This window comes from Mesorhizobium sp. M0848 (assembly GCF_040319805.1).
Classification (GTDB): domain Bacteria; phylum Pseudomonadota; class Alphaproteobacteria; order Rhizobiales; family Rhizobiaceae; genus Mesorhizobium.
In genome coordinates, this window is the sequence record NZ_JAMYOM010000008.1 from 101512 (window position 1) to 123520 (window position 22009).

22 protein-coding genes are annotated in these 22009 nt (G+C 63.3%); 1 reads left to right on the forward strand and 21 read right to left on the reverse strand.

Annotated elements, in window-relative coordinates:
- From kdpA to NKH95_RS11400, 17 genes are all read right to left on the reverse strand, one after another.
- Positions 1 to 1704, reverse strand: coding sequence for a potassium-transporting ATPase subunit KdpA (gene kdpA / locus NKH95_RS11320; RefSeq protein ID WP_023810139.1), 1704 nt, complete (start codon positions 1702 to 1704; stop codon positions 1 to 3).
- A 21-nt stretch (positions 1705 to 1725) separates the two neighbouring features.
- A complete protein-coding gene (locus NKH95_RS11325; protein WP_023810140.1) occupies positions 1726 to 1815 on the reverse strand; it encodes a K(+)-transporting ATPase subunit F in 90 nt (29 codons plus the stop codon).
- 452 nt (positions 1816 to 2267) lie between these two features.
- Positions 2268 to 2570, reverse strand: coding sequence for a DUF982 domain-containing protein (locus tag NKH95_RS11330; protein WP_023810142.1), 303 nt, complete (start codon positions 2568 to 2570; stop codon positions 2268 to 2270).
- Between the two features lie 257 nt (positions 2571 to 2827).
- Entirely contained in the window at positions 2828 to 3052 is a 225-nt protein-coding gene (locus NKH95_RS11335; protein WP_023810143.1) for an alkylphosphonate utilization protein, read from the reverse strand.
- A gap of 163 nt (positions 3053 to 3215) precedes the next feature.
- On the reverse strand, positions 3216 to 4028 hold the full coding sequence (locus NKH95_RS11340) for an NAD-dependent epimerase/dehydratase family protein (RefSeq protein ID WP_023810144.1): 813 nt from the start codon (positions 4026 to 4028) through the stop codon (positions 3216 to 3218).
- A gap of 3 nt (positions 4029 to 4031) precedes the next feature.
- Positions 4032 to 5234, reverse strand: coding sequence for a pyridoxal phosphate-dependent aminotransferase (locus NKH95_RS11345; protein ID WP_023810145.1), 1203 nt, complete (start codon positions 5232 to 5234; stop codon positions 4032 to 4034).
- Positions 5231 to 6850 carry a hydantoinase B/oxoprolinase family protein gene (locus NKH95_RS11350; protein ID WP_352891577.1) on the reverse strand — a complete coding sequence of 540 codons (1620 nt, stop codon included), beginning with the start codon at positions 6848 to 6850 and terminating at the stop codon, positions 5231 to 5233. Before NKH95_RS11350 ends, NKH95_RS11345 begins: the two co-directional genes overlap by 4 nt.
- Positions 6847 to 8940, reverse strand: coding sequence for a hydantoinase/oxoprolinase family protein (locus NKH95_RS11355; RefSeq protein ID WP_352440889.1), 2094 nt, complete (start codon positions 8938 to 8940; stop codon positions 6847 to 6849). Before NKH95_RS11355 ends, NKH95_RS11350 begins: the two co-directional genes overlap by 4 nt.
- On the reverse strand, positions 8937 to 10607 hold the full coding sequence (locus tag NKH95_RS11360; RefSeq protein WP_023810148.1) for a thiamine pyrophosphate-binding protein: 1671 nt from the start codon (positions 10605 to 10607) through the stop codon (positions 8937 to 8939). The genes NKH95_RS11355 and NKH95_RS11360 overlap by 4 nt, the downstream gene beginning before the upstream one ends.
- A gap of 95 nt (positions 10608 to 10702) precedes the next feature.
- Positions 10703 to 12118 carry an FAD-binding oxidoreductase gene (locus NKH95_RS11365; protein WP_352891579.1) on the reverse strand — a complete coding sequence of 472 codons (1416 nt, stop codon included), beginning with the start codon at positions 12116 to 12118 and terminating at the stop codon, positions 10703 to 10705.
- A 32-nt stretch (positions 12119 to 12150) separates the two neighbouring features.
- Positions 12151 to 12909, reverse strand: coding sequence for an amino acid ABC transporter ATP-binding protein (locus tag NKH95_RS11370; RefSeq protein WP_031212843.1), 759 nt, complete (start codon positions 12907 to 12909; stop codon positions 12151 to 12153).
- A gap of 11 nt (positions 12910 to 12920) precedes the next feature.
- The gene (locus NKH95_RS11375; protein WP_023810151.1) at positions 12921 to 14000 is read right to left on the reverse strand and encodes an amino acid ABC transporter permease; all 1080 of its coding nucleotides are present in this window, start codon (positions 13998 to 14000) and stop codon (positions 12921 to 12923) included.
- Between the two features lie 3 nt (positions 14001 to 14003).
- Complete coding sequence (locus tag NKH95_RS11380; protein WP_023810152.1) at positions 14004 to 15167, reverse strand: ABC transporter permease subunit; 1164 nt, start codon at positions 15165 to 15167, stop codon at positions 14004 to 14006.
- 82 nt (positions 15168 to 15249) lie between these two features.
- A complete protein-coding gene (locus NKH95_RS11385; protein ID WP_023810153.1) occupies positions 15250 to 16284 on the reverse strand; it encodes an amino acid ABC transporter substrate-binding protein in 1035 nt (344 codons plus the stop codon).
- Positions 16285 to 16370: 86 nt separating this feature from the next.
- Positions 16371 to 17321 carry a LysR substrate-binding domain-containing protein gene (locus NKH95_RS11390; RefSeq protein ID WP_023810154.1) on the reverse strand — a complete coding sequence of 317 codons (951 nt, stop codon included), beginning with the start codon at positions 17319 to 17321 and terminating at the stop codon, positions 16371 to 16373.
- A gap of 95 nt (positions 17322 to 17416) precedes the next feature.
- Positions 17417 to 18166, reverse strand: a complete 750-nt coding sequence (locus NKH95_RS11395; protein WP_023810155.1) for an SDR family NAD(P)-dependent oxidoreductase — start codon at positions 18164 to 18166, stop codon at positions 17417 to 17419.
- A gap of 11 nt (positions 18167 to 18177) precedes the next feature.
- A complete protein-coding gene (locus tag NKH95_RS11400) occupies positions 18178 to 18888 on the reverse strand; it encodes an SDR family oxidoreductase (RefSeq protein ID WP_023810156.1) in 711 nt (236 codons plus the stop codon).
- Between NKH95_RS11400 and NKH95_RS11405 the strand changes: the two genes are divergently transcribed.
- Entirely contained in the window at positions 18872 to 19135 is a 264-nt protein-coding gene (locus tag NKH95_RS11405; protein WP_128303176.1) for a hypothetical protein, read from the forward strand. The genes NKH95_RS11400 and NKH95_RS11405 overlap by 17 nt on opposite strands.
- Before the next feature lie 43 nt (positions 19136 to 19178).
- Here NKH95_RS11405 and NKH95_RS11410 read toward each other — a convergent pair whose 3' ends face one another.
- From NKH95_RS11410 to NKH95_RS11425, 4 genes are read right to left on the reverse strand one after another with little or no spacing between them, the layout of a single operon-like run.
- Positions 19179 to 19967 (reverse strand): FadR/GntR family transcriptional regulator, encoded by a 789-nt coding sequence (locus NKH95_RS11410; RefSeq protein ID WP_032908872.1) that lies wholly within the window; start codon positions 19965 to 19967, stop codon positions 19179 to 19181.
- A 50-nt stretch (positions 19968 to 20017) separates the two neighbouring features.
- Positions 20018 to 20365 carry a RidA family protein gene (locus NKH95_RS11415; RefSeq protein WP_023810158.1) on the reverse strand — a complete coding sequence of 116 codons (348 nt, stop codon included), beginning with the start codon at positions 20363 to 20365 and terminating at the stop codon, positions 20018 to 20020.
- Positions 20366 to 20396: 31 nt separating this feature from the next.
- Positions 20397 to 21203: an SDR family NAD(P)-dependent oxidoreductase gene (locus NKH95_RS11420; RefSeq protein WP_128303177.1), complete on the reverse strand. Its 807-nt coding sequence runs from the start codon at positions 21201 to 21203 to the stop codon at positions 20397 to 20399.
- Entirely contained in the window at positions 21196 to 22008 is an 813-nt protein-coding gene (locus NKH95_RS11425; RefSeq protein ID WP_023810160.1) for a shikimate dehydrogenase family protein, read from the reverse strand. The genes NKH95_RS11420 and NKH95_RS11425 overlap by 8 nt, the downstream gene beginning before the upstream one ends.
- Position 22009: the final 1 nt, after the last annotated feature.

Genomic DNA, 22009 nt, shown 5'->3' on the forward strand with positions numbered 1-22009 from the left:
TCAGAAGGTCTGCCCGTGAGCCATCGCCAGGTGCTCGATGATCGGCCCGACGGCGAGCGCCGGGAAGAAGGTGAGGCCACCGACGATCAGGATGACGCCGACCAGCAGCCCGACGAACAGCGGGCCATCGGTCGGGAAGGTGCCGGCGGAAGCCGGAACCGTTTTCTTCGCCACCAGCGAGCCGGCAATGGCCAGCGCCGGAATGATGACCAGGAAGCGGCCCATCAGCATGCCGATGCCGATCGTGATGTTGTACCAGGGCGTGTTGCCGCTGAGGCCGCCAAAGGCCGAACCGTTGTTGGCCGCCGCCGAAGTGTAGGCATACAGAACCTCGGAGAAGCCGTGCGGGCCGGCATTGCCCATCGACGCCACGCCGGTCGGCAGCACGACGGCGATGGCCGTGAAGATCAGCATCGCCAGCGGCAGGCATAGTATGGCCAACATAGCCATCTTGACCTCCTTGGCCTCGATCTTCTTGCCGAGATATTCGGGCGTGCGGCCGACCATCAGGCCGGCAATGAAGACGGCAACGACGATGTACATCAGGATGCCGTAGAGACCCGCGCCGACACCGCCGACGATGACTTCGCCAAGCTGCATGTTGATGATCGGGATCATGCCGCCGAGCGCGGTGAACGAGCCGTGCATGGCGTTCACCGCGCCGCAGGAAGCGGCCGTGGTGATGACGGCAAACAGCGCCGACAGGGCGGTGCCGAAACGCGTCTCCTTGCCCTCCATGTTGCCGCCGTCGATGCCCAGCGCATGCACCAGCGGGTTGCCGGCGGCTTCCGCCCAATAGCAGATGGCGACACCGGCGATGAACATGACGCCCATGGCCGAGAGGATCGCCCAGCCCTGGCGCTGGTTGCCGATCATGCGGCCGAAGACATTGGTCAAGGCGGCGCCGATGGCGAAGATCGACACCATCTGGATCAGGTTGGAGATCGCGTCGGGGTTCTCGAACGGGTGCGCGGCATTGGCGTTGAAGAAACCACCGCCATTGGTGCCGAGCATCTTGATGGCCACCTGCGAAGCGACCGGGCCGACGGCGATGGTCTGTTGCGCGCCTTCCAGCGTCGTGGCGTTGACGTAGGCGCCGAGCGTCTGCGGCATGCCGAGCCAGACATAGACCAGCGTCAGCACGATGCAGAACGGCAGAAGCAGATAGAGTGTGGAGCGGGTCATATCGACCCAGAAATTGCCGATCGACTTGCCGGAGGCCCGTGCAAAGCCGCGGATCAGCGCGATGGCGATGGCAATGCCGGTGGCCGCCGAAACGAAGTTCTGCACCGTCAGCCCGGCCATCTGCACGAGATAGGACATCGTGCTCTCGCCACCATAGTTCTGCCAGTTGGTGTTGGTCATGAAGCTGGCGGCGGTGTCGAAGGCCAGCCCTGGTTCAACCGCTGTCATGCCGGCAGGATTGTAAGGCAGGCTGCCCTGCAGACGCTGCAGGGCATAAAGCGCCAGGAAGCCGGCGAGGTTGAAGAGCAGCAGGGCGACCGCGTAGGTGGTCCAGTGCTGTTCCTCGCGTTCGCTGGTTCCGCAGATACGATAAAGCCCGCGCTCAAGCGGGCGAAGGACCGGCGAAAGCAGCGTGCGGTCGCCGTTGAAGACGCGGTGCATGTAGCCGCCGAGCGGCTTCACCAGCAATATGACGATCCCGCAATAGACCAGGATCTGTATCCAACCGTTCAGTGTCATGGCTGTGGGCTTTCCGTGCCTTCAGAAGCGTTCTGGACGAACGAGGGCGTATGTCAGGTAGGCGAGCAGGAACAGCGTAACGCCGCCACCGAGAATATAGTCGATGATCATTTTTTCAGCCTCGCTCTAGAGCGCGTCACAAGCTTTGATGTAGGCGAAACAAAAGGCGAAGAACAAAATTCCGATCCCGATAACGGCTATATCCATTGTGTTTATTCCTTTTGTTCTTTTGCACTTTGCGAATTTGACAGGAGAGTTCGCAATATATCGGAAGTGGCCCGTCGCATCTTTGGCGACGGAACCGGTTGTGTTTTCTGAAAGGAATATGGACCCGATCGCCATAAAGGTTCGAGACAGGGCGCAGTGGAAAGAAATAGGAATGTCATAAAGATTTTTGCGCGGGCTCTTCCCAACACTCCACCCAGGCATTGTCGCCCAAGGCACACGGCCAACCACAGGATTGCGATTTCCTTGCGAGCTGCCGGAAACGGGAAAGCCCGGCTGGGGGCCAGCCGAGCTTTCTATGGTGGTATGGCTTCAGCCGCCACGGGGAACATCAATCTTCAGGCGGCGTAGCCGCCATAACCACGCGCAACGGCGTGCACGCCCGCCACCGGCTCGAGGTCCGGCCACAGGATGCCCGCGGCTTGCGCGAATTCGAGCAACGCCCGGCGCGCCTGCTCGACGCTCACATAACCTGGAACGGCCAGATCACATGCCTTCACCGCATTTCGGTAGAGCGGGCCGCGGCGGGAGGTGGTCCAATTGGTGAGGAAATCGTGCATTTCGGCCAGCGAGGCAATCTCGCGCTTGAAGCCGAGGCCGACCGACAGTGCGACCGGTGAATGAAACAGCTTGTCGTGCATGAAGCGGGCTCCTGGTTTTTTCGCGCGCTTGGAGAGATATCCGGGCGGGTCCGCGAACGGGACGCCGTGAAACGCGCGGAGCGGCAGGAGGTTCCAGACTTAGGTCTTGGCGGTTTTTTGTGCCTGGTCGGCGAAATCATCAATTTTACAGCGCAACTGTCGGGTGCCGGACGCTCAATGGCTCCGCGACCCACTTGGCGACGGCAGGCTTTCCGGAATCCCGAAGGAGCCATCGAGATCGCTTGCCGCCTTGAGGCTTACGCCTTCTTCACGAACTCCGTCTTGAGCACCAGGCCTTTCACTTGCTTGGTGTTGCATTCGATCTCGCCGGGATTGCCGTTCAGCCGGATGGCCTTCACCAACGTGCCGCGCTTGATCGTCTCCGAAGTGCCTTTGACTTTGAGGTCTTTGATCAGCGTGACGGAATCGCCGTCATTCAATTGAGCGCCATTGCTGTCGCGCACGAGTACATCGTTCGGCATGCCATCTCCTGTGATTTGGATCCCACTACCAGATCAGGTGAGAATCCCAAAACCGATGACGACCGCCGACAACCTGCTCGATCTCCGCCACCATGCGTGAATCCATCGCCTGCCGCATCTCGGCTTCCGGTCTGCGCCATCTAGCGGATTGGTATTTCGATAGCTACGCCGGCTCGTCGTCCGGATGGCCAAGCTCGCAGAACCACCCGCCCAGATACTTCACCGATGGCGCCTTGGGATCCGGAATCTGCGTCTTCGCCTCGACCGCTGCGCGGAACGGCTCGGCACTATCCTGCGGAGAAAACCCCAGATGGTTGGCGCCGCTGTTGTCGACCGTTTTCACCTTGTTGTCGGAAAGGCCGAAGGAGATCGTATGGCCGACGCGCGGCGCGGTGAGAGCTGCCTCGACCAGACGCACACAGTCGGCGAAGGAGAGGTATGACCATAGCATGCGACGGTCCGCCGGTTCGGGGAAGGATGAAAAGATGCGCAGGCACGCCGTCTCGATGCCGAACTTGTCCCAGTAAAGCCGGCTCAGGCTCTCGACGAAGTTCTTCGACACGCCATAGAGGCTGTCGGGACGGACCGGCACGTCGACGCCGATATGCGCCTCGACCTCGTGATAGCCGACGGCATGTACGGAGGAGGCATAGATGACTCGTTTCACGCCGTGTTTCCGGGCGCCCTCGTAGATGTGATAGGAGCCGCGGATGCTGGAGTCCAGGATGGTTTGCCATTCGCATTCGAGTGGTGCGCCGCCGAAATGCACGATCGCGTCGCAATCCTTGGTGGCGGCAATCGTCGCCTCCATATCGGCGAGGTCGAAGACCGCTTCTTCCTCGTGTGGAGCAAGATCGCCGAACGGTTCGCGGCCTGCCAGGCGGATCGTTTTTGCCAGCGGCACCAGCCCCTTTCGCAGTTCCGAACCGAGGCGGCCGGCCGCGCCGGTGATCAGGATGCGTTCGTAATGCGGCATGATCTACTCCACTTGCGCGACGGCGGCGTTGATGCGCGCGATCGCTTCGGTCAGCACCTCTTCGCCGGTCGCGGTCGAGATGCGGAAATAGGGTGAAAGTCCATAGGCGGCGCCCGGCACCGAGGCCACGCGCCCTTCGTTCAGGAGATAATTCGCCACTGCCGTGTCGTCCTCGAGCACGACGCCTTTTGGGGTCCTGCGGCCGATCAGGCTGGCGCAGCCAATATAGGCATAGAAGGCGCCTTCCGGTGGCGAAAGCGTAAGACCGTTGATTCGCCTGATGCCGTCCACGACAAGGTCGCGGCGCGCCTCGAACGCCTGCCGAAAGCGTGCCACCTCGTCCTGAGGGCCGTTGAGCGCGGCCACCGTCGCCGCTTGCGCGATCGAGCAGACGGACGTGCAGGACTGGCTCTGGATGGTCGCCATCGCCCTGGTGAGCGGCGCCGGCCCGGCGGCATAGCCGACACGCCACCCGGTCATCGCATAGGATTTGGAGACGCCGTTGACGATCAGGGTGCGGTCCCTGAGTTCCGGGCAAGCCTTGCCGAAGGAGACGAAGTCGCGTCTGTCGAACAGGATGTGCTCGTAAATCTCGTCGGAAAGCACCAGCACCTGCGGATGCCTTGCCAAAACCGCTCCGAGTGCCCGCAGGTCCGATTGCGAATATATGGCGCCGGAGGGGTTGCCGGGCATGTTGAGGAACAGCCATTTCGTCCTTGGCGTGATGGCTTTTTCGAGCAACTCCGGCGTCAGCCGGAAGCCCGAAGTTTCCGGGCACTCGATAACGACAGGCGTGCCGCCGAGCAGCTTCACCATCTCGGGATAGGAAACGAAGTAGGGCGCCGGCAGGATCGCTTCGTCACCAGACTCCAGCGTCGCCATCAGCGCGTTGAAGATGATCTGCTTGGCGCCATTGGCCACGACGACGTCGTCCGCCGTGTAGTCCAGTCCGTTTTCGCGGCGGAACTTGCCGGCCACGGCTTCGCGCACCTCGGCCGTGCCGGCGGCACCCGTGTATAGCGTCTGGCCGGCCTTCGCGGCAAAATGCGCCGCTTCGATGATGTGGCTCGGTGTCGGGAAATCCGGCTCGCCCAAGCCAAGATCGATCACGTCGACGCCCTTGGCGCGCAGGGCCTTGGCTGCTTGCGAAGCAGCCATGGACGCCGAAGGCTTCACCGCAGACAGGCGCGAGGCAATGTAGCTCATTTGCCGTTCTCCGAAATGTATTCCTTGGAGCGGTCGTTCGCCCGCGCCTCGGTGCTGCGCTTGGACGGATCGCCATAGCCGCCACCGCCCGGCAATTGGAGGATCAGCCGACGGCCGGCCGGAACATGCTGCCAGCCTTTGGGCCGCATCTGCGTGCCATCGTCCAGCCTGACCACGCCGGCCACTCCAGGCCCGCCGCCGTTGCGCCCGTGGGCGGGATGATTGACGCGGTCGAACATGGCCGAAAAGTCGAATTCATGGCCCTCGATCGCCTCGATTTCGATAACCTGCCCGAGCCCGCCGCGGAACTCGCCGTCGCCGCCGGAATCGGGCCGCAGCTCCTTGCGCCAGATGACGATCGGGCCGGTGTGCTCCGTTGCCTCGATCGGCATCGTATGGACGCCGGAGGGGAAGGCCGTCGCCGACAATCCGTCGAGACCGGGGCGCGCGCCCATGCCGCCGGAATTGAACATCAGCACCTCGGCGCGGCGGCCCGAACCGCCGGAGACCGGCCGAACCGAGATATGGATGTTCCACAGTGCGCCGGCGCCCTCGGCAAGGATCTTGCCGGGCATCGCCTTGGCAATCGCGCCGAGCACCAGATCGGGAACCATGTGGCCGAAGATGTGCCTGAGCGCCACCGGCGCCGGCCGCACGGCGTTCAGGATGTTGACCGGAGACGACACGGTGAAGAAGGCGAGCGACGCGGCATTGTTAGGAATATCGGGCGCCACCACGCATTTCAACGCGTAGCAGGCATAGGCCTTGCTGTAGATGATCGGGCAGTTGATGCCCCATCGGCTCATCGGGTCGGTACCGGTGAAATCGACCTCGATGCCGGCGTCCCGAACCGTGACGGTCGCCGCGAGCTTCACCGGCTTGTCGTAGCCGTCGGTCACCAGCGCGTTCGACCAGCTGCCTTTGGGCATCGCCTTGATGCGTTCGACCATGGCGTCGCGGGTGCGCGAGAAGATGAACTCGCCAAGCCCGTCCAGCGATGCCAGGCCGATCTCCTTCATCATGTCGACGAGGCGTCGGTGGCCGACTTCGTTGCAGGCGGCGAGCGAATAGAAATCGCCGACGACCTGGTTCGGCTCGCGGACGTTGGCGCGCAGGATCCTGACGAGATCGAAATTGACCTTGCCCTTCTCCGCGAACTTCATGATCGGGATCTGGATACCTTCCTCGTAGACCGACTTGCCGTCAGCGCCGAAGCCGCGCCCACCGACATCGACCACATGCGCAGTGCAGGCGAAGAACGCAACCAATTCGCCGTTCAGGAACGACGGCGACACCATGGTGATGTCGTGCAGGTGGCCCGTGCCCAACCAGGGGTCATTGGTGACGTAGGTGTCGCCCTCGAACATGGTTTCGCGCGGGATTTCATTCATGAAATGCAGCACCGCCTCGGCCATGGTGTTGACATGGCCGGGCGTTCCCGTCACCGCCTGTGCCAGCATCTGGCCGCGGGGATCGAACACGCCCGCCGACAGGTCGCCGGATTCGCGCACCGATGTCGAGAAAGCCGTGCGCAGCAAGGTGAGGGCCTGCTCCTCGACCACCGAGATCAACCGGTTCCACATAACCTGCATGCGGATTTCACTGATGTCGCTCATGCCTGGCTGCCTTTGCGGATCAGAAGGATTGCGCCGTCGCTCTGGATGACGGCGTCGAAGCTCGTGGTGACGACGGTGGACGTCTCGCGTTCGACGATGATGACCGGGCCCGCCACCCGATCGCCGGTGCACAGCCCCTCCCGTTCGACGATGCCATAGGTCCGTGGCGCACCGCTGGCCGGATCGAACACCGCGCGGCTTGTTGCCGGCTGAGTGGTCCGCTTGCCGGTGATCAGCTCGTGCCTGGCGACAGCAGGCCGGACATCCGTCGCCTTCACGGACCAGGTGACGATCTCGATTTCCAGGCCGCCAAGTCCTTCGATGGCGCGGCCGAAGAAGCGTTGGTAATTCGCCTGGAACAAATCCTCGAGCGTGGTTGCGGCATCGTTGCCGAACGGCTTGTCCGGCAGCGGCACGGGGATTTCCCAGCCCTGGCCGGCGTAGCGCATGAAGGCGGTGATTTCGCATGTGATCGTACCGTTGGCCCCTGCCCGCACGAAGCTTTCGGCTGACACTTTGAGGTCGTCGAGCAAAGCATTGGCCTCGGCCGGCTTGAACTGCGACAGCCGCGTCAGCCGGGATGCCAGGGCTTCGTAGCCGAACGGAGCCTTGAGGAAGCCGATCGCCGATCCGACGCCCGCGCCCTTGGGGACGATGCACTGGTCGATACCGAGTTTCTCGCAAAGCCTCGCGGCGTGAAGCGGGGCCGCGCCACCGAAGGCGATCATCACGTTGTCGGAAATGTTTTTGCCGTTTTCGACGGCATGGACGCGGGCGGCATTGGCCATGTTCTCGTCCACCACCTCGCAGATGCCGAAGGCCGTCGCCATGGCATCGAGCGACAGGCGTTCGCCGACATCGCGCAGGATCGCCTGTTCGGATGCGGACGTGTCCAGCCTGATGGCGCCGCCGGCGAAATTGTCGGGATCGAGCTTGCCGAGCACCAGGTCGGCATCTGTGATGGCCGGGCGCCTGCCGCCGCGGCCGTAGCAGGCCGGGCCAGGTTCCGATCCGGCACTTTCGGGACCGGTCTGGATGCGGCCCATGGCGTCGACCCAGGCGATCGAGCCGCCGCCGGCGCCGATCTCGATCATCTCGATCACGGGAATGGAGATCGGCATGCCGGAACCTTTGCAGAAGCGATAGGTACGCGCCACTTCGAAGGTTCTGGCGGTGCGTGGCGCATAATCCTCGATCAGGCAGATCTTTGCAGTGGTGCCGCCCATGTCATAGGAGACGACCTTTTCCAGGCCGAATCGCCTGGCGATGTCGGCGGCGAAGATGGCGCCGCCGGCCGGGCCGGACTCGACGAGGCGCACGGGAAATTCCGAGGCCGTCTCCACCGAGATCAGACCGCCGCCCGAATGGATCATGAAGACCGGGCACTCGGCGCCCATCTCCTTCAAGCGGGTCTGGAAACGCGCGAGATAGTCCGCCATCTGCGGCCGCACATAGGCGTTGGCGCAGACCGTGTTGAAGCGTTCGAACTCGCGCATCTGCGGCGAGACTTCGGCGCTGATCGAAATCGGGATGGTAAGCTTGCGGGACAGGATAGCGCGTGCCCGGCGCTCATGATCAGGGTTGGTGTAGGCGTGGATGAAGCCGATCGCCACGGAGCCGAAGCCGCCGGCCCCGATCCGGTCGGCAATGCCTTCCAGGGCGGCTTCGTCGAGCGGCTGAAGCTCCTGGCCTTCCGCGCCGATCCGGCCCTTTACCGTGAAACGGTGCTCGCGCGGGATTAGCGGCGCCGGCAGCTGCAGGTCGAGGTCATACTGCTCGAAGCGGTTTTCCGTACGCATCTCGATGACATCGCGGAACCCTTCGGTGGTGACCAGCGCGGTCCTGGCGCCACGGCGTTCGATGAGCGCATTCGTCGCCAGCGTCGTGCCGTGGATGATGATGCCGATCTCGGCAAGCGCGATACCGGCATCGCGCGTGACGACGGCAATGCCGTCCAGGATCGCCTGCTCGGGCGCCGCATAATTGGTCAACACCTTGGTGGAGAAGATCGTTCCCCTGAGGTCGAGCGCGACGTCGGTGAACGTGCCGCCGATGTCCGCGCCGAGACGGATGTCGTCTTTGGAGGTCATGCCTTGGCCTTCTGGGAAGCGAGCGCGGCGTCACGCATCTGGGAAAGGGTCTGTCGGGGCGTCAGCGCTTCGGGAGATATGGCGATGTCGAGGACCGCTCCCGTCACGGATCCGAGCGCCCGATCGAACGCCGCCGCGAAATCGCGCGTCGCCTCGATCCGCTCGGCATGGAAGCCATAGGCCTTTGCCAGTGTCACGAAATCAGGGTTTTCGAGCGACGTGCCCGAAACGCGCGCCGGATAGTGGCGCTCCTGATGGGCGCGGATCGTGCCGTAGATGCCGTTGTTGAGGATCAGCACGATCGGCTGCGCGCCAGCCTGCATGGCGGTTCCGAGTTCCTGGCAATTCATCTGGAAGTCGCCGTCGCCGGCAAAGCAGACGACCGTGCGTTCTGGAAACGCAACCTTGGCGGCAATTGCCGCCGGCAGGCCGTAGCCCATGGCGCCAGACTGCGGGGCGAGCAGCCGTGCGTCCGGCCCGAACTTGAAGAACTTGTTCGGCCAGACGGTGAAATTGCCGGCGCCGTTGGTGAGAATGACGTCGGGAGGCAGGTTTTCGCGCAGCCAGGCGCTGACCTCCACCATGTCCACCGGGCCGGGCTGGACGGGCGCGCCGAATGTCCCTTCATAGGCTTTGCGGGCCGTCGCGCGCCAGTCCGCCCAGCCGCCTTTGACGGGCGTCAACGCCCGGGCGAAAGCGTTCGGCCCGGCATGGATACCGATGGCCGGCACATAGATCTTGCCGATCTCGCGATCGGAGCCATGGGCATGGATCAGTTTCTGGCGCGGCAACGGCACGGACAGCAGCGTATAGCCGTCCGTGGTCATCTCGCCGAAACGCACATTGACGGCCAGGATCACGTCGGCGTCGCGGAGCAGGGCTTTGACATGCGCCACCATGCCGACGCCGGCCTCGCCGACAAAGACCGGCGAATGGTTGTCGAACTGGTCCTGATAGCGAAAGGCCGCCACGACAGGGATGTCGGAAACCTCTGCGAAAGCCTGTAGCGCCGCGCGTCCGTCCACGGTCCAGTTGGCGCCGCCCATGAGCAGGACCGGCCTCTCGGCCTTGGCCAGCAGCCTGAAGGCCGAAGCGATCGCTTCCGGCGCCGGCGCCGGCTCGAAAATGGCCACCGGTGCGCTGAGCGGAGCCGCTTCGGTCATGGTGGTCAGCATGTCCTCGGGCAGCGCGACCACGACGGGACCAGGTCGTCCGGTCAATGCGGTCGTCCATGCCCGCGCCACAATCTCGGGCAGGCGCGCGACATCGTCGATCTCGACCGCCCATTTGGCGACCGTGCCGAACACCGCCCGGTAGTCGATTTCCTGAAAGGCTTCGCGGCCCTTCATGTCGGTGCCGACCTGGCCGACGAACAGGATCATCGGCGAACTGTCCTGCATGGCCGTGTGAACGCCGATGCTGGCGTTGGTGGCGCCTGGGCCGCGCGTCACGAAACAGATGCCTGGCGAGCCGGTAAGCTTGCCGTAGGCCGAGGCCATGAACGCCGCGCCGCCTTCATTGCGGCAAAGCGTGTAGTCCAGCTTTCCCTGCGTGTCGTGCAGCGCGTCCAGGACGGCCAGATAACTTTCTCCGGGCACGCCGAAGCTCCTGGTCGCGCCAAGCCCGATCAGGCACTCGACGAGAAGGCGGCCGCCATTGCGGATCATGCTTCGACATCCTCACTTTGGCGGCAGGTCGATCGAGCCTGCCTTCGGTTCATAGGTGCACGCAGGCGGTTCGGGGCGAAATCAAGAAATGCCGTCTATTCGAAAGTTTTTCTTTGCCGAGCAGCGTGCACCAGCACGCCCGGATTCATCGTTCCCCGTGGATCGAATGCATCCTTGAGCCGCGCCATGAGTTCGCGCTCCAACGGACTGCGGTTTCGGTCGGCCATGGCGACCTTGGCGCGGCCAAGTCCATGCTCGGCCGCGAAACTGCCGCCCATTTCCGTGGCGAGCGACGATAGCGCCTCGGCGAACCGCCCGGCCTTGCCGTCAAAATCGGCGCGGCCTTCCGGCGGCGACAGATTGTAGTGGATGTTGCCGTCGCCGAGATGCCCGAACGGGTTTATCCGCACGCCGGGAAGAATGTCGTCGCAGATCTCTGCGCCGGCCTCGACGAAACGGGCGATAGCGCCCGGAGGCACCGAGATGTCGTGCTTCAGCTGCTCGCCTTCCAGCCTCTGTCCTTCCGGCTGCTCCTCTCGCAGCCGCCAGAATTGTGCGCGATGCGCGCCCGTCGCCGCCAATGCTCCGTCCAGCACCAGGCCTTGCTCCATCCCCCACTCCAGCGCCGAAGCCAGTATCTCGTCGAGTGGAACGCGGGGGACGGCCGATGCCAGTTCGACCAGCACATAGACCAACTGGTAGGCTAGGTCGGGCAGGTGTTTGAGGGCCAGTCCCAGCCCGATGTCGGAGAAGAACTCGAGGCCGGTCAGGAATTCCCCCGCCTCGCCCCGCAGAAAGGTGCCGAACGAAACCGCGGCAGCGAAATCGGGCATGACGACAAGCGCGCTCGCCTGCCGCTGCGGCATCGGGTAGAGCCGCAGGATCGCCCGCGTCACGATGCCAAGCGTTCCTTCCGCGCCGCAATAGAGCTTGCGCAACTGGTAGCCGGCATTGTCCTTCTGCACCGCGCGCAGCCCGTTCCATATCGCCCCGTCAGGGGTCACGACCTCCAGGCCAAGCACGAGGTCTTGCATCATGCCATACCGGAATGCCTGGCTGCCGCCGGCATTGGTGCCGACCAGGCCGCCGATCCTGGCGCTGCCTTCCGCGCCGAGATGCATCGGAAACATCAGGCCGTGCGGTTCCAGCGCCTCGTGCAGCGCGGCAAGCACGGCCCCCGCCTCGATGAGGATCGAGCCGCTGTCCAAGTCCGGTTTGCCGATCGCCGTCATGCGCGAAAGCGAAACGATCACCGCATCCGGCCGATCGGCGACGGCGCCGCCGCAAAGCCCGGTGTTGCCGCCTTGCGGCACGACCGCCAGTCCGGCCGCATGGCATGCCTTTACGACACTGGCCACTTCGGAGGTGTCCGCAGGCCTGGCTACGCCCAGAGCCGCGACGCCGTAGCGATCGAGCGAATCGCGCTGATAGGGCCTGGCATCGCTGCCCGAAAGCCAGCCTTTCGGTCCGAGCATCTCGCGCAAGACGGTGACGGGATCAGTCACGGACATGGCTGCGGCCTGACGCGGGATCGTTGCATCGATCAGTGACCAAGCACTTGCGACAGGAACTGCCGCGTGCGCTCGTTGCGGGAAAAGGTGAAGAATTCATCGGGAGGCGCCTGTTCGACGATCTCGCCTCCATCCATGAAAATTACCCGGTCGGCAACCCGGCGCGCAAAACCCATCTCATGCGTGACGCAGATCATTGTCATGCCTTCGGAGGCGAGCGTGACTATGACGTCGAGCACTTCCGCGATCATTTCCGGGTCGAGCGCAGAGGTCGGCTCATCGAACAGCATGATCTCGGGCTGCATGCAAAGGGCACGCGCTATCGCGACCCGCTGTTGCTGGCCGCCGGACAACTGACCGGGATACTTCATCGCCTGTTCAGGAATGCGTACCTTCTCCAGATAGCGCCGGGCGGTCGCCTCGGCATCCGCGCGCGGCACCTTGCGCACGATCATGGGCGCGAGCATGCAGTTCTCCAGCACCGTCATGTGTGGAAACAGGTTGAAGTGCTGGAACACCATGCCGACTTCCCGCCTGATCCCGTCGATGTTGCCGACATCGTCGTTGAGCTCGGTGCCGAGCACGGTGATCCGGCCGCCATTGTGCTGCTCCAGACGGTTGATGCAGCGGATCATGGTGGACTTGCCGGAGCCGGACGGGCCGCAGACGACGATCCTCTCGCCGCGATCCACGGACAAGCTCACCTTTCGCAGCGCCTGGAATGTCCCGTAATATTTGTCGAGATTTTCGATCAGCACCGCGGGGCCGCTGGATCGGTTTCCTGAAATCACGTAAACGCCCCCTATCGTTCGCCGACCGACATACGGCGCTCGAGAAAAGCGCCATAGCGGGACAGGCTGAACACGAAGATGAAGTAGATGAAGGCGATGAAGGCATAGACCTCGACATAGGCGAAGCGCCACTCGCCGGTGCCGTAGGCGGCATTGCCGGAGGCCAGGATCTCGAAGAAGCCGACGATGATCACCAGCGAGGTTTCCTTGAACGAGATCACGAACTGGTTGATCGTCGCCGGCAGTGCATTGCGCATGGCCTGCGGTAGAAGAATGCGGCCGACGCGCTGCCAGTAGCGCATGCCAAGCGCCTTGGCTGCCTCTTCTTGCCCACTGGGAACGCCCTGCATCCCACCTCTGACGATCTCCGCCTGGTAGGCGGAAAAAAACAGGGCCGAGCCCAGGATCACCCGGTACAGCTTGTCGCCCACCAGCCATTGCGGCAGTGCGAACGGCAGCACGATGGCGAAGGTGAACAGGATCGAGATCAGAGGCAATGAACGCACCCCGTCGATGATGAGGCCGGTGGTGCGGGAAATCCATGGCAGGCCGGAGCGGCGCAGCAGCGCCAGGCAGATTGCCAGCGGGAAGCCGATCAGGCAGGTGGTCACGAAGATGAACAGGGTCAGCGCCAGTCCGCCCCAGGCCTCCTCGCCGACATAGGGCAGACCAAGCACGCCGCCCTTCATCAGCACGTAGAAAAGCGCCGTTCCGGCTCCCCATACGAGTGCGATGCGGCGACCCGTCCAGAAGGCCGGAATGCAACTTAGCACCGTCATGACCACGACGGTCAGGCAAGCCAGGGCCGACCGCCACTGCTCGTCATAGGGATAGAGGCCGAACAGGATGATGCGCCATCGCGCGGCAATGACCGACCAGCAGGCTCCCGCCGCCGCCTGACAGGCTTCGGGTCCGCCGCTCGTCGTGAAGACGGCCGAGAAAACCGCCCAATTCAGGAGCTTCCAGACCAGGAAGACCATGATCGCCAGGGAAGCCAGCGACAGCAATGCCTGCAGGGGTGTCGCAAAGAAGCGCCGCCTCAGATCCTCGATCTTTCCAAGGGCAGGAGGGGCGACAACGACCATTTCCATCCCTCACCCCCTCAACTGGTTGCCCTTGAGGGCGATTGCTTTGTTGATGCGGTTGAAGATGGCGGCGAGGCTGAGGTTGATGGCGAGGAAGCCAGCCATCAGGATGCCGATCGCTTCGATTGTCTGGCCGGAATGGTTGATCGTCAGCGCCACGATCATGAAGAAATCCGTGAAGCCCACCGCGATGCCCATTGTGGTCGCCTTCATCAGCCAGACATACTGGTTGGCGAGGATTGGCAGCATGGCGCGTAGTGCCAGCGGCAGCCGCACCAGCATGAAGACCCGCCACGGGCCGAGGCCCAGGGAAAGAGCCGCCTCGACCTGGCCCTTGCCGACAGCCTTGAACCCGCCGCGCACGATCTCGGCGATGTAGGAGCCGCCATAGATGGCGATCGCGATGGCCAGTGTCGCAAATTCCGGCGGAATGCGCAGGCCGCCTCTCAGATTGAGACCTTGCAGCGCCGGGAAATCGAGCAGCGGCAAGTCGGCCAGGCGGCCGGCCACCAGAACGACGGCCGCGCAGGCAAGTGCCGCCGCCGCGCAGGCAAGCTGGATGCCGCCACGCTGGCCGACCGGCAGGCTGAGGCGCGATGTCCTGCCCAGCCAGATCGGCAGCGCGATGGCGGCAATCACAGCCAATGTCGCCGCAGCGAGCGCGGCGCTGCTGACATTGGGGAACGGAATGTAAAGCCCCCGGCTGGTGAGGAGAAAGCCCCATCCCTCATGCGCGGCGCGCGGCGTCGGCAGATGGGTGATGACGGCATACCAGAAAAAAACCTGGAGGATCAGCGGGATGTTTCGGAAGATGTCCACATAGGTGCGGCCGAGCAGCCGGGCCAATTCGTTCGAGGATGTTCGCGCCAGGCCGACGATCGTTCCCACGATCGTCGCCAGCGTCAGGCCGACGGTTCCCAGAAACAGCGTATTGATGATCCCGATGAGGAAGTACCACCAATAAGGATCGTTCGCCGTGGCGGGCAGCAGCGAGAAGTTCAGGTCCCAGCCCGTGGACTTGAACAGGAAGTCGAATCCGGAGGTGATCCCCTGCGCCGCCAGGTTCTGTCTGGCGATCGCAATGCCGGCAAGCACCATCGCGGCGATCGAGCCGACATACAGGACCTGCAACAGTGCGTTGCGGACTTTTTGATTTCTCAGCAGGCTGACCATTCAGAAATCCTTCCCGAATTGCCGCGCGGTCCCGCCCGGTGGGAGCCGGGCGGGACCTGGAGCGAGATGCGTTCAGAACGGATCAATCGACAACCAGCGGGAACAGGACACCGCCATTGTTCCACAAATTGGTCAGTTCGCGATCCATCTTGTAGGGCGAGTCCTTGCCGAGATCGCGATCGAAGATTTCGCCGTAGTTGCCGACGTTCTTGATCACCTTGTAGGCCCAGTCGTCGGAGAGCCCGAGACCTTTGCCCATGCCTGGCGTGACGCCGAGGAATTTGGCGACCTGCGGTGAGGTCGGCTTGGCCTTTATCTCGTCGACGTTCTTCGAGGTAATACCTTCCTGCTCGGCAAAGATCAGCGTGCTCAGCGTCCAGTTGGCGATGTCGACCCAGTTGTCGTCGCCTTGCCGCATGATCATGACTTCAGGCTCGACGGCGAGCACGTCGGGCAGAATGACGTGGTCGTCGACCTTGCTCTTGGCGATGCGCGCAATGGCCAGTGTCGGACCCCACTGCGCATAAAGATCGCAGCGTCCCGAGAAATAGGCCTGCTCGAGCTCCTCGGTCTTCTCGATGAGCACCGGTTCGAGCTTGATGCCGAGCTTGGCCGTATAGGCAGCGACCTGCTGTTCCTGCGAGGTGCCGGCGGGAATGCAGATCGTGCCGCCTGCGGCATCCTTGAGCGACTTGAGGTTCAGCTCCTTGTGCGCCATCACCTTGGTGGTCCCGAGATAGTAGGACATGGAGAACTGCAGCCCAAGTTCGGTGTCGCGGCTGAGCGTGCCGCCCGAGGCCTTGATGATGATGTCGACATCGCCGGACTGCAAGGCCGGCCAGCGCTGGGCCCAGCTGATCGGAACGACCTTCAGCTTCGCCGGGTCGCCGAACACGGCCGCGGCTACCGCCTTGCAGAGGTCGATGTCCATGCCCTTCCAGTTGCCCTTGTCGTCCACCTCGGCGAAGCCGAGATAGGAGCCGTCATGGCCGGTGCAGTTCAGCATGCCGCGTGCCTTGACGGTTTCGAGCGTCTTGCCGCCGGCGGCTTCCGCCGGCGCCGCAAAATGCACGAGGCCAAGGGCCAGGGCCGAAGCCCCCCATTTCATCATTTTCATGTTCCGTCTCCACTGTTGAGGTTGTTTGGTTTCTTGTTGTTGGAGGCCTAAAAAGCGTCTTTCAGGCCTCGGTCTCGAAGCCGCTTCTAGTCGGAAAGCGGGGCCGGTTTCGGTAACGAGGAAATCGTGAGGTCGCCGCGCCAGTCCTGCTGAGCCAGCCATCGGTGAAGTGCGGCGACCGCCTTCACACGCAGATGTCCGCGCGGGACGACAAGATAGAAGCCCGGGACTTCCTCTGGCTTCATATCGGCAATGGCGTCGCGGCCGATCGGCGCGACCAGCGTGCCCGCTCGGAAATCTTCCTCGGCGTCGATGACGGAAACCAAGCCCACACCTATGCCTTGCAAGGTCGCCCGGCGCATGGTCGCGGCGTCGTCGAAGCTGATGCTGCGGTCGCCATCCGTCAGTTCCACGCCAAGGTGGCGCAATATGTCCGGCCACAGACGCTTCGACTTGACGGTGTCGAGCAACGTGAACTGTGTCAGATCATGCGCCGACTTGATCCTTTCGCCGATCGCCGGCGTGCAGCAGATGATCTTCGGGTCCGGCACCAGCAACGTGGTTTCATAGTCGGACCAGTTGCCGTAGCCCCACTGGACCGTCATATCGATATCGTCGCGCCCGAAATCGGGCAGGTCGACCATCGTCGTCAGGCGCAGATCCGCGCCCGGCAAGATTTCCCGGAACAACGAAAGCCGCGGCAGGAGATAGTGCGTGGCGAAGTATGGGCTTGCATTCAGGTTGATGCGGTCCCGATAGTTCGACTTGGTGACGCGGCGAACGCCTTCGGCAAACTCGTTGAAGCCGGCTTTGACATAGTGCGACAGAAGAATGGCCGACTCGGTCAGTTCGATCGACCGGCCCTTACGCTCGAACAGCGTTACCTGGAGCGTATCCTCCAGAAGCTTGATCTGCTGTCCGACGGCCTGCGGCGTGACCAGCAATTCATCCGCCGCCTGCCGAAAGCTCTTGTGCTGCGCGACCGCGTGGAACACGCGCAGAGCATTCAGCGAGGGAAGGCGCAGCTTGCCGGTCATCGAAAATCCCGTTCCTTTCCCTGCTTGTGGCCGGTCGGTCATGCACTGCCTCGGTCATGCACTGCCAGAGTTCAGTCGCCTGCGGCGAAAGAGGCTCAGGCGTATATGTAACCGCCTGAAACAATTACGTTTTCACCGGTCATGTAAGTGTTCTTGGGGCTGCCCGTCATCAGCACCCATTCGGCAATTTCCTTTGGCTCGGCACCGCGGCCGAGCGGGCTCGCCTTGGCCAGTTCCTCCAGGAAGCCGAGCGCTTTTGCCTTCTCCGTCGCCATGCCGGCCGGCGCCACCGAATTCACCAGAATGCCGTCCTTCGCCACGTGATGGGCAAAGGATCGGGTAAGGCTGACGACGGCGGCCTTGGTCGCCGCATAATGAGCGTTCTGCGGATGCGCCTTGAAGGCGTCGACCGAGGTCAGGTTCACGATCCGCCCGCGGACGTGGCTCTTCGGCTCCTGCGATTGCATGTGGCGAACCGCCGCCACCATCATGTGGTAGGTGCCCTTGATGTTGATGCCGTTGGAGGCATCCCAGTCGGCGTCGGTGATTTCGAGGAGCGGGCGGCGAGGGTAGATCGCGGCGCAATTGATCAGCGTGTCGACGCGCCCGAGTTTCGAAACGATCGCCTCGAATGCGGCGTGGCACTCTGGGCCTACCTGGATGTCGCAAAGGGCGGTCGCGGTAGGCAGTCCGCTGGCCTTCGCGGTCGCCAGCGCGGACTCGGCGGCTTCCTGGTTGATGTCGATGATGCCGATCTTTGCCGCTCCGGCCTCGACAGCCATCTCGGCTAAGAGGGCACCGAGGCCGGCACCACCGCCAACGATCAGAACGGAAAGATCTTTCATCCCAGTTTTCCTTACTTGGTACCGCTTGGCGAGGTTGGCCAAGTCGGCATGATGTCGAAACGGGTAACGTCGGCCCATGCGGGGAGCCCAAGCACAGCGACGACCATCCTGGCCACGTCATCCGGTTGCACCACTTTGCTGGCGTACATGGCTGCGCGCGCGTTGGCGTCGAGGATGTCCTGGTAGAGCTGCGTCTCGACACGGCCGGCAACGATCTCGGTGACGCGTACGCCTGATGGGGAGAGGTCGGCGCGCAGCGCTGCTGCAAAGCCTGATATCGCCGCCTTGGTCGCTGAATAGACGGCAACGTTGGAGTATGCCGCGTGGCCCGCTGTGGAGCCGGTGAACAATACATGCCCGGACTGCCGCTCGCGCATTTGCGGGACGACGAGGCGCGTGAGCAGGATTGCCGCGCTGAGGTTCACCTCGAGCGTGGTGTCGATGTCAGCGATCTTCATATCGGCGAAGTTGCCGAGCGGCGGCATGACCCCGGCATTGTTGATCAGCACGTCGATGGTGAGATCCGCCAGGGCCGCTTCCAGGGCCTCGCGGTCGGTGACGTCGACGGCAATCGGCACGATGCCGGACCGCTGTGCCTGCAGCTCCTTGAGCGCGGCCTGGCTGCGTCCGACCGCATAGACGTCGTAGCCGGCGTCGCTCAGCGCGATCGCTATGGCCCGCCCTATGCCGCTCGTCGCACCGGTGATGAAGGCTGTCGTCACGTGGACTTTCCTGATTGTCTGTTTTCAGTTTGCGGCCCGGGCCGATGCCGCGAAACCAAGAAAACCAGCAAAAAGGAAAGATAAACTTTCGAAAATTTCGAACGCCTCCAAAATCCCTTGGGGTGTTGGTTTAACCGCAGCAGCCGAAAACCCAGGGAAACGCTGGCAAGCTGGCGCCTTCAACCCTTGGGAAACCCGCGCAGCCGGTGACGGAACAAAAAACACGGCTTTCGCAACGGATGTCTAATTTTCGGCTCAGGCGCGCCGATGCGATCGAATTCGCCGAGGCCTCATCCGCCTGTCGAGACAGGCCTTTTCATGTCGGTGAAAAGTGAGGCCGCCGCCGCCTTCTGCTCGGCTTCGATTGCCTCCACGCCAGAGGCTCGGGCCAGGGCGCGCACCCGCCCGAGGCTGTTGTGCAGGTGCTTGCGCATGGCCTGGCGGGCGGCGCGGCCATCCTGCCTTTCGATGGCGTCGACGATCGTCTTATGTTCGCTGTGTATGCGCGCGTAGTAGCTGTCCTTGAGTTCGGGCGTGACCAGATAGCCGAGCTGGAAGCGCGGCACGATCATCGGCCCGAGATAGCCTAGGAAACCGTGGATGAATTCATTTCGTGCCGCCTTGGCGATCGCCAGGTGGAAATCATAGTCGTAGTGGATCTGGACGACGGCGGGATCGGCCTGCTGGGCGTCGACCTGTTCCATCAAGGTGCGGATCACGCTGGCTTCCGCATCGGTGCGCCGTTCCGCGCACAATCCCGCCGACTCCACCTCGACGCTCAACCTCAGCTCGAGCAGCGCAATGGTTTCCGGCAAGGTCCTGAGCGCTTCGTCCGGTATCGAGAAGTTGCGCGGCGCCGGCGTCTCGCTGACGAACATGCCGCGCCCCTGCTGCGGCACCACCAGGCCTTCGGAACGTAGTCGCGCCACAGCTTCCCGCACCACCGTGCGGCTGACATCGTACTCGGCGCAAAGCTCCGCCTCTGTCGGCAATTGCGCGCCGGGCAGCAGCTGTCCGGAACGGATCTTCTCGGACAGGCTCTCCGCCACGACGGTGGAAAGCGGCTTGCGCTTCGTCATCAGTCTCCCTCTCGCCAGATTCGGGATGATGCCCGAACCGGCAGGACCATTCAAACCGCCGCGGTGACGATCAGTTCGACCAGCATTCCGGGCTTCGCCATCCGTCCTTCGCCCGATGAGCGCGCCGGTGCGTGCTCCCCGGGCATCCAGGCGTCCCACACCGCGTTGACTTCGTCGAAATCCCTGATGTCGTCCAGCCACATCTGCACATGAAGGATGCGGGTCTTGTCCGTGCCCGCCTTGCCAAGCAGCGCATCGATCTTGCCGAGCACCTCGCGCATCTGGTCGGCCGCGGACTGGCCGGGCCTCGCGACCTGGCCGGTGAGGTAGAGCGTGCCGTTATGGATGACGCCGTGGTGGATGCGGGTATCGAAGTCGAAGCGCTGGATGTCGCTCACTGGCCGGATATTGCTCACTGGATTATCCTTGTCAGATAGCCGGCGTTTGCCGGATGGGATTTCCCTGCAGATATTGTGCGTAAGGCGCCTGAACCAGCCAGCCGGCGTCGACCGGCAAGGTGACGCCGGTAATCGAAGCGGCGCGCTCCGAGCAGAGGAACAATGCCGCCTCGGCGACATCGCGCGGCTCGACGAAGCGTCGCAGTGCCGTGGTGGCCTGTATGGCTTCGGGGTTGCGTTCACCCTTGGCGATCTTGGTCTTCAAACCATCGGAAAGTGTATAGCCGGGCGCGACCGCATTGACGCGAACGCCATGCGGGCCGAGTTCGGCGGCGAGGATCTGGGTCAGGGCCAGGACCGCATGCTTTCCCGGCGTGTAGGCCGGCAGCGACAGCGGCGCGAAAGAGGCGAGCGAGCCGACATTCAGGATCGCGCCTCGCCGGGCGGCCGACATCAGCCGGCCAAACACCTGGCACCCCAACAGCGTGCCGCGATAATTCACCCGCCACATCTTCTCGTCCTCGTCCAGATCCTGATCAAGGACGTACTTGCCGCTCTGCAAGATGCCGGCGCAGTTGACGACGACGTGAGGCGTGCCGAACCCGTCGCTGACAATCCGTGCCAGAGCCTCGACTGAGCCGCTATCTGCGACATCTGTCTGGACAAACAGCGCACGCGGCGCGCCTGCCGCCTGGCAGGAGCCGGCCGCCTCATTGCCCCTCGTCGCATCCCGGCCGGAGACGACCACATGATAACCGTCTTCGGCGAAGCGCTGCGCGATAGCGCGTCCGATGCCGGACGTGCCGCCGATGACGACGGCAGTCGGTGTCTCAGCCATGGCCACGGTCCTTGCCTTCGATGTCGAAGAATTCGGACATCGCCCGGACCTGGAAATCCATCATCGGGCGTCCCGGTTGAACGCGGCAGCCGACCCCCTTGGCCGCCCGCAGCAGAGCGGTTTCCGCAGGCTCCATGATGATGTCCACGACCGTCATATCCGGGGTCAGCCGGCTGACGTCAAGCGGCAGCGGATCGCCGGCATGCATGCCGACAGGTGTGGCGTTGATCGCCATATGCATGCCGGAAGGCTCGGCCCCTCCGACCTGGATGCGGCATTTCGGGAACGCGCGGCCAACCAGCGCCGCCAGTTTCTCGGCACGCGCCGTATCGATGTCGGTAAGGCGGATTTCGTCGGCGCCGGCTTCCGCGAGACAATAGGCGAGCGAGGCACCGGCGCCGCCGGCACCGACTTGAAGAATGCGGCGGCCGGCGATCTGATGTCCGTTTGCCTTGAGCGCATCGATGAAGCCGACGCCGTCGAAATTGTCGGCATACCAGCTGCCATCCGGCAGCCGTCGCACCGAGTTGGCGCTTTCCACCCGCGCGGCGCGGTCATGCGCGGCGGAGCATTTGTGGTAGACGGCAACCTTGTACGGCACCGAAATGATCACGCCCCTGATATTCTCGGCTGCCGTGATGCCGGCCCAGAAGGTCTCGAAATCCTCCGGGCGGCAGCTCAAGGGCACCATGAGGCTGTCGAGGCCCTTCTGCTCGAAGATCTCGTTGAATATGCCGGGGCTCTTGGCATGGGCCACGGGATGGGCCAGCATCACGAAGATCTCGGCCTTGCCGGTTCCGCGCATC

What these genes read in the sequence shown, in the direction of transcription:
- kdpA (WP_023810139.1), bottom strand. Translation starts at nt 1,704, where the DNA reads ATGACACTGAACGGTTGGATACAGATCCTGGTCTATTGCGGGATCGTC.
- NKH95_RS11325 (WP_023810140.1), bottom strand. Translation starts at nt 1,815, where the DNA reads ATGATCATCGACTATATTCTCGGTGGCGGCGTTACGCTGTTCCTGCTC.
- NKH95_RS11330 (WP_023810142.1), bottom strand. Translation starts at nt 2,570, where the DNA reads ATGCACGACAAGCTGTTTCATTCACCGGTCGCACTGTCGGTCGGCCTC.
- NKH95_RS11335 (WP_023810143.1), bottom strand. Translation starts at nt 3,052, where the DNA reads ATGCCGAACGATGTACTCGTGCGCGACAGCAATGGCGCTCAATTGAAT.
- NKH95_RS11340 (WP_023810144.1), bottom strand. Translation starts at nt 4,028, where the DNA reads ATGCCGCATTACGAACGCATCCTGATCACCGGCGCGGCCGGCCGCCTC.
- NKH95_RS11345 (WP_023810145.1), bottom strand. Translation starts at nt 5,234, where the DNA reads ATGAGCTACATTGCCTCGCGCCTGTCTGCGGTGAAGCCTTCGGCGTCC.
- NKH95_RS11350 (WP_352891577.1), bottom strand. Translation starts at nt 6,850, where the DNA reads ATGAGCGACATCAGTGAAATCCGCATGCAGGTTATGTGGAACCGGTTG.
- NKH95_RS11355 (WP_352440889.1), bottom strand. Translation starts at nt 8,940, where the DNA reads ATGACCTCCAAAGACGACATCCGTCTCGGCGCGGACATCGGCGGCACG.
- NKH95_RS11360 (WP_023810148.1), bottom strand. Translation starts at nt 10,607, where the DNA reads ATGATCCGCAATGGCGGCCGCCTTCTCGTCGAGTGCCTGATCGGGCTT.
- NKH95_RS11365 (WP_352891579.1), bottom strand. Translation starts at nt 12,118, where the DNA reads ATGTCCGTGACTGATCCCGTCACCGTCTTGCGCGAGATGCTCGGACCG.
- NKH95_RS11375 (WP_023810151.1), bottom strand. Translation starts at nt 14,000, where the DNA reads ATGGAAATGGTCGTTGTCGCCCCTCCTGCCCTTGGAAAGATCGAGGAT.
- NKH95_RS11380 (WP_023810152.1), bottom strand. Translation starts at nt 15,167, where the DNA reads ATGGTCAGCCTGCTGAGAAATCAAAAAGTCCGCAACGCACTGTTGCAG.
- NKH95_RS11385 (WP_023810153.1), bottom strand. Translation starts at nt 16,284, where the DNA reads ATGAAAATGATGAAATGGGGGGCTTCGGCCCTGGCCCTTGGCCTCGTG.
- NKH95_RS11390 (WP_023810154.1), bottom strand. Translation starts at nt 17,321, where the DNA reads ATGACCGGCAAGCTGCGCCTTCCCTCGCTGAATGCTCTGCGCGTGTTC.
- NKH95_RS11395 (WP_023810155.1), bottom strand. Translation starts at nt 18,166, where the DNA reads ATGAAAGATCTTTCCGTTCTGATCGTTGGCGGTGGTGCCGGCCTCGGT.
- NKH95_RS11405 (WP_128303176.1), top strand. Translation starts at nt 18,872, where the DNA reads ATGAAGGCTGTCGTCACGTGGACTTTCCTGATTGTCTGTTTTCAGTTT.
- NKH95_RS11410 (WP_032908872.1), bottom strand. Translation starts at nt 19,967, where the DNA reads ATGACGAAGCGCAAGCCGCTTTCCACCGTCGTGGCGGAGAGCCTGTCC.
- NKH95_RS11420 (WP_128303177.1), bottom strand. Translation starts at nt 21,203, where the DNA reads ATGGCTGAGACACCGACTGCCGTCGTCATCGGCGGCACGTCCGGCATC.
- NKH95_RS11425 (WP_023810160.1), bottom strand. Translation starts at nt 22,008, where the DNA reads ATGCGCGGAACCGGCAAGGCCGAGATCTTCGTGATGCTGGCCCATCCC.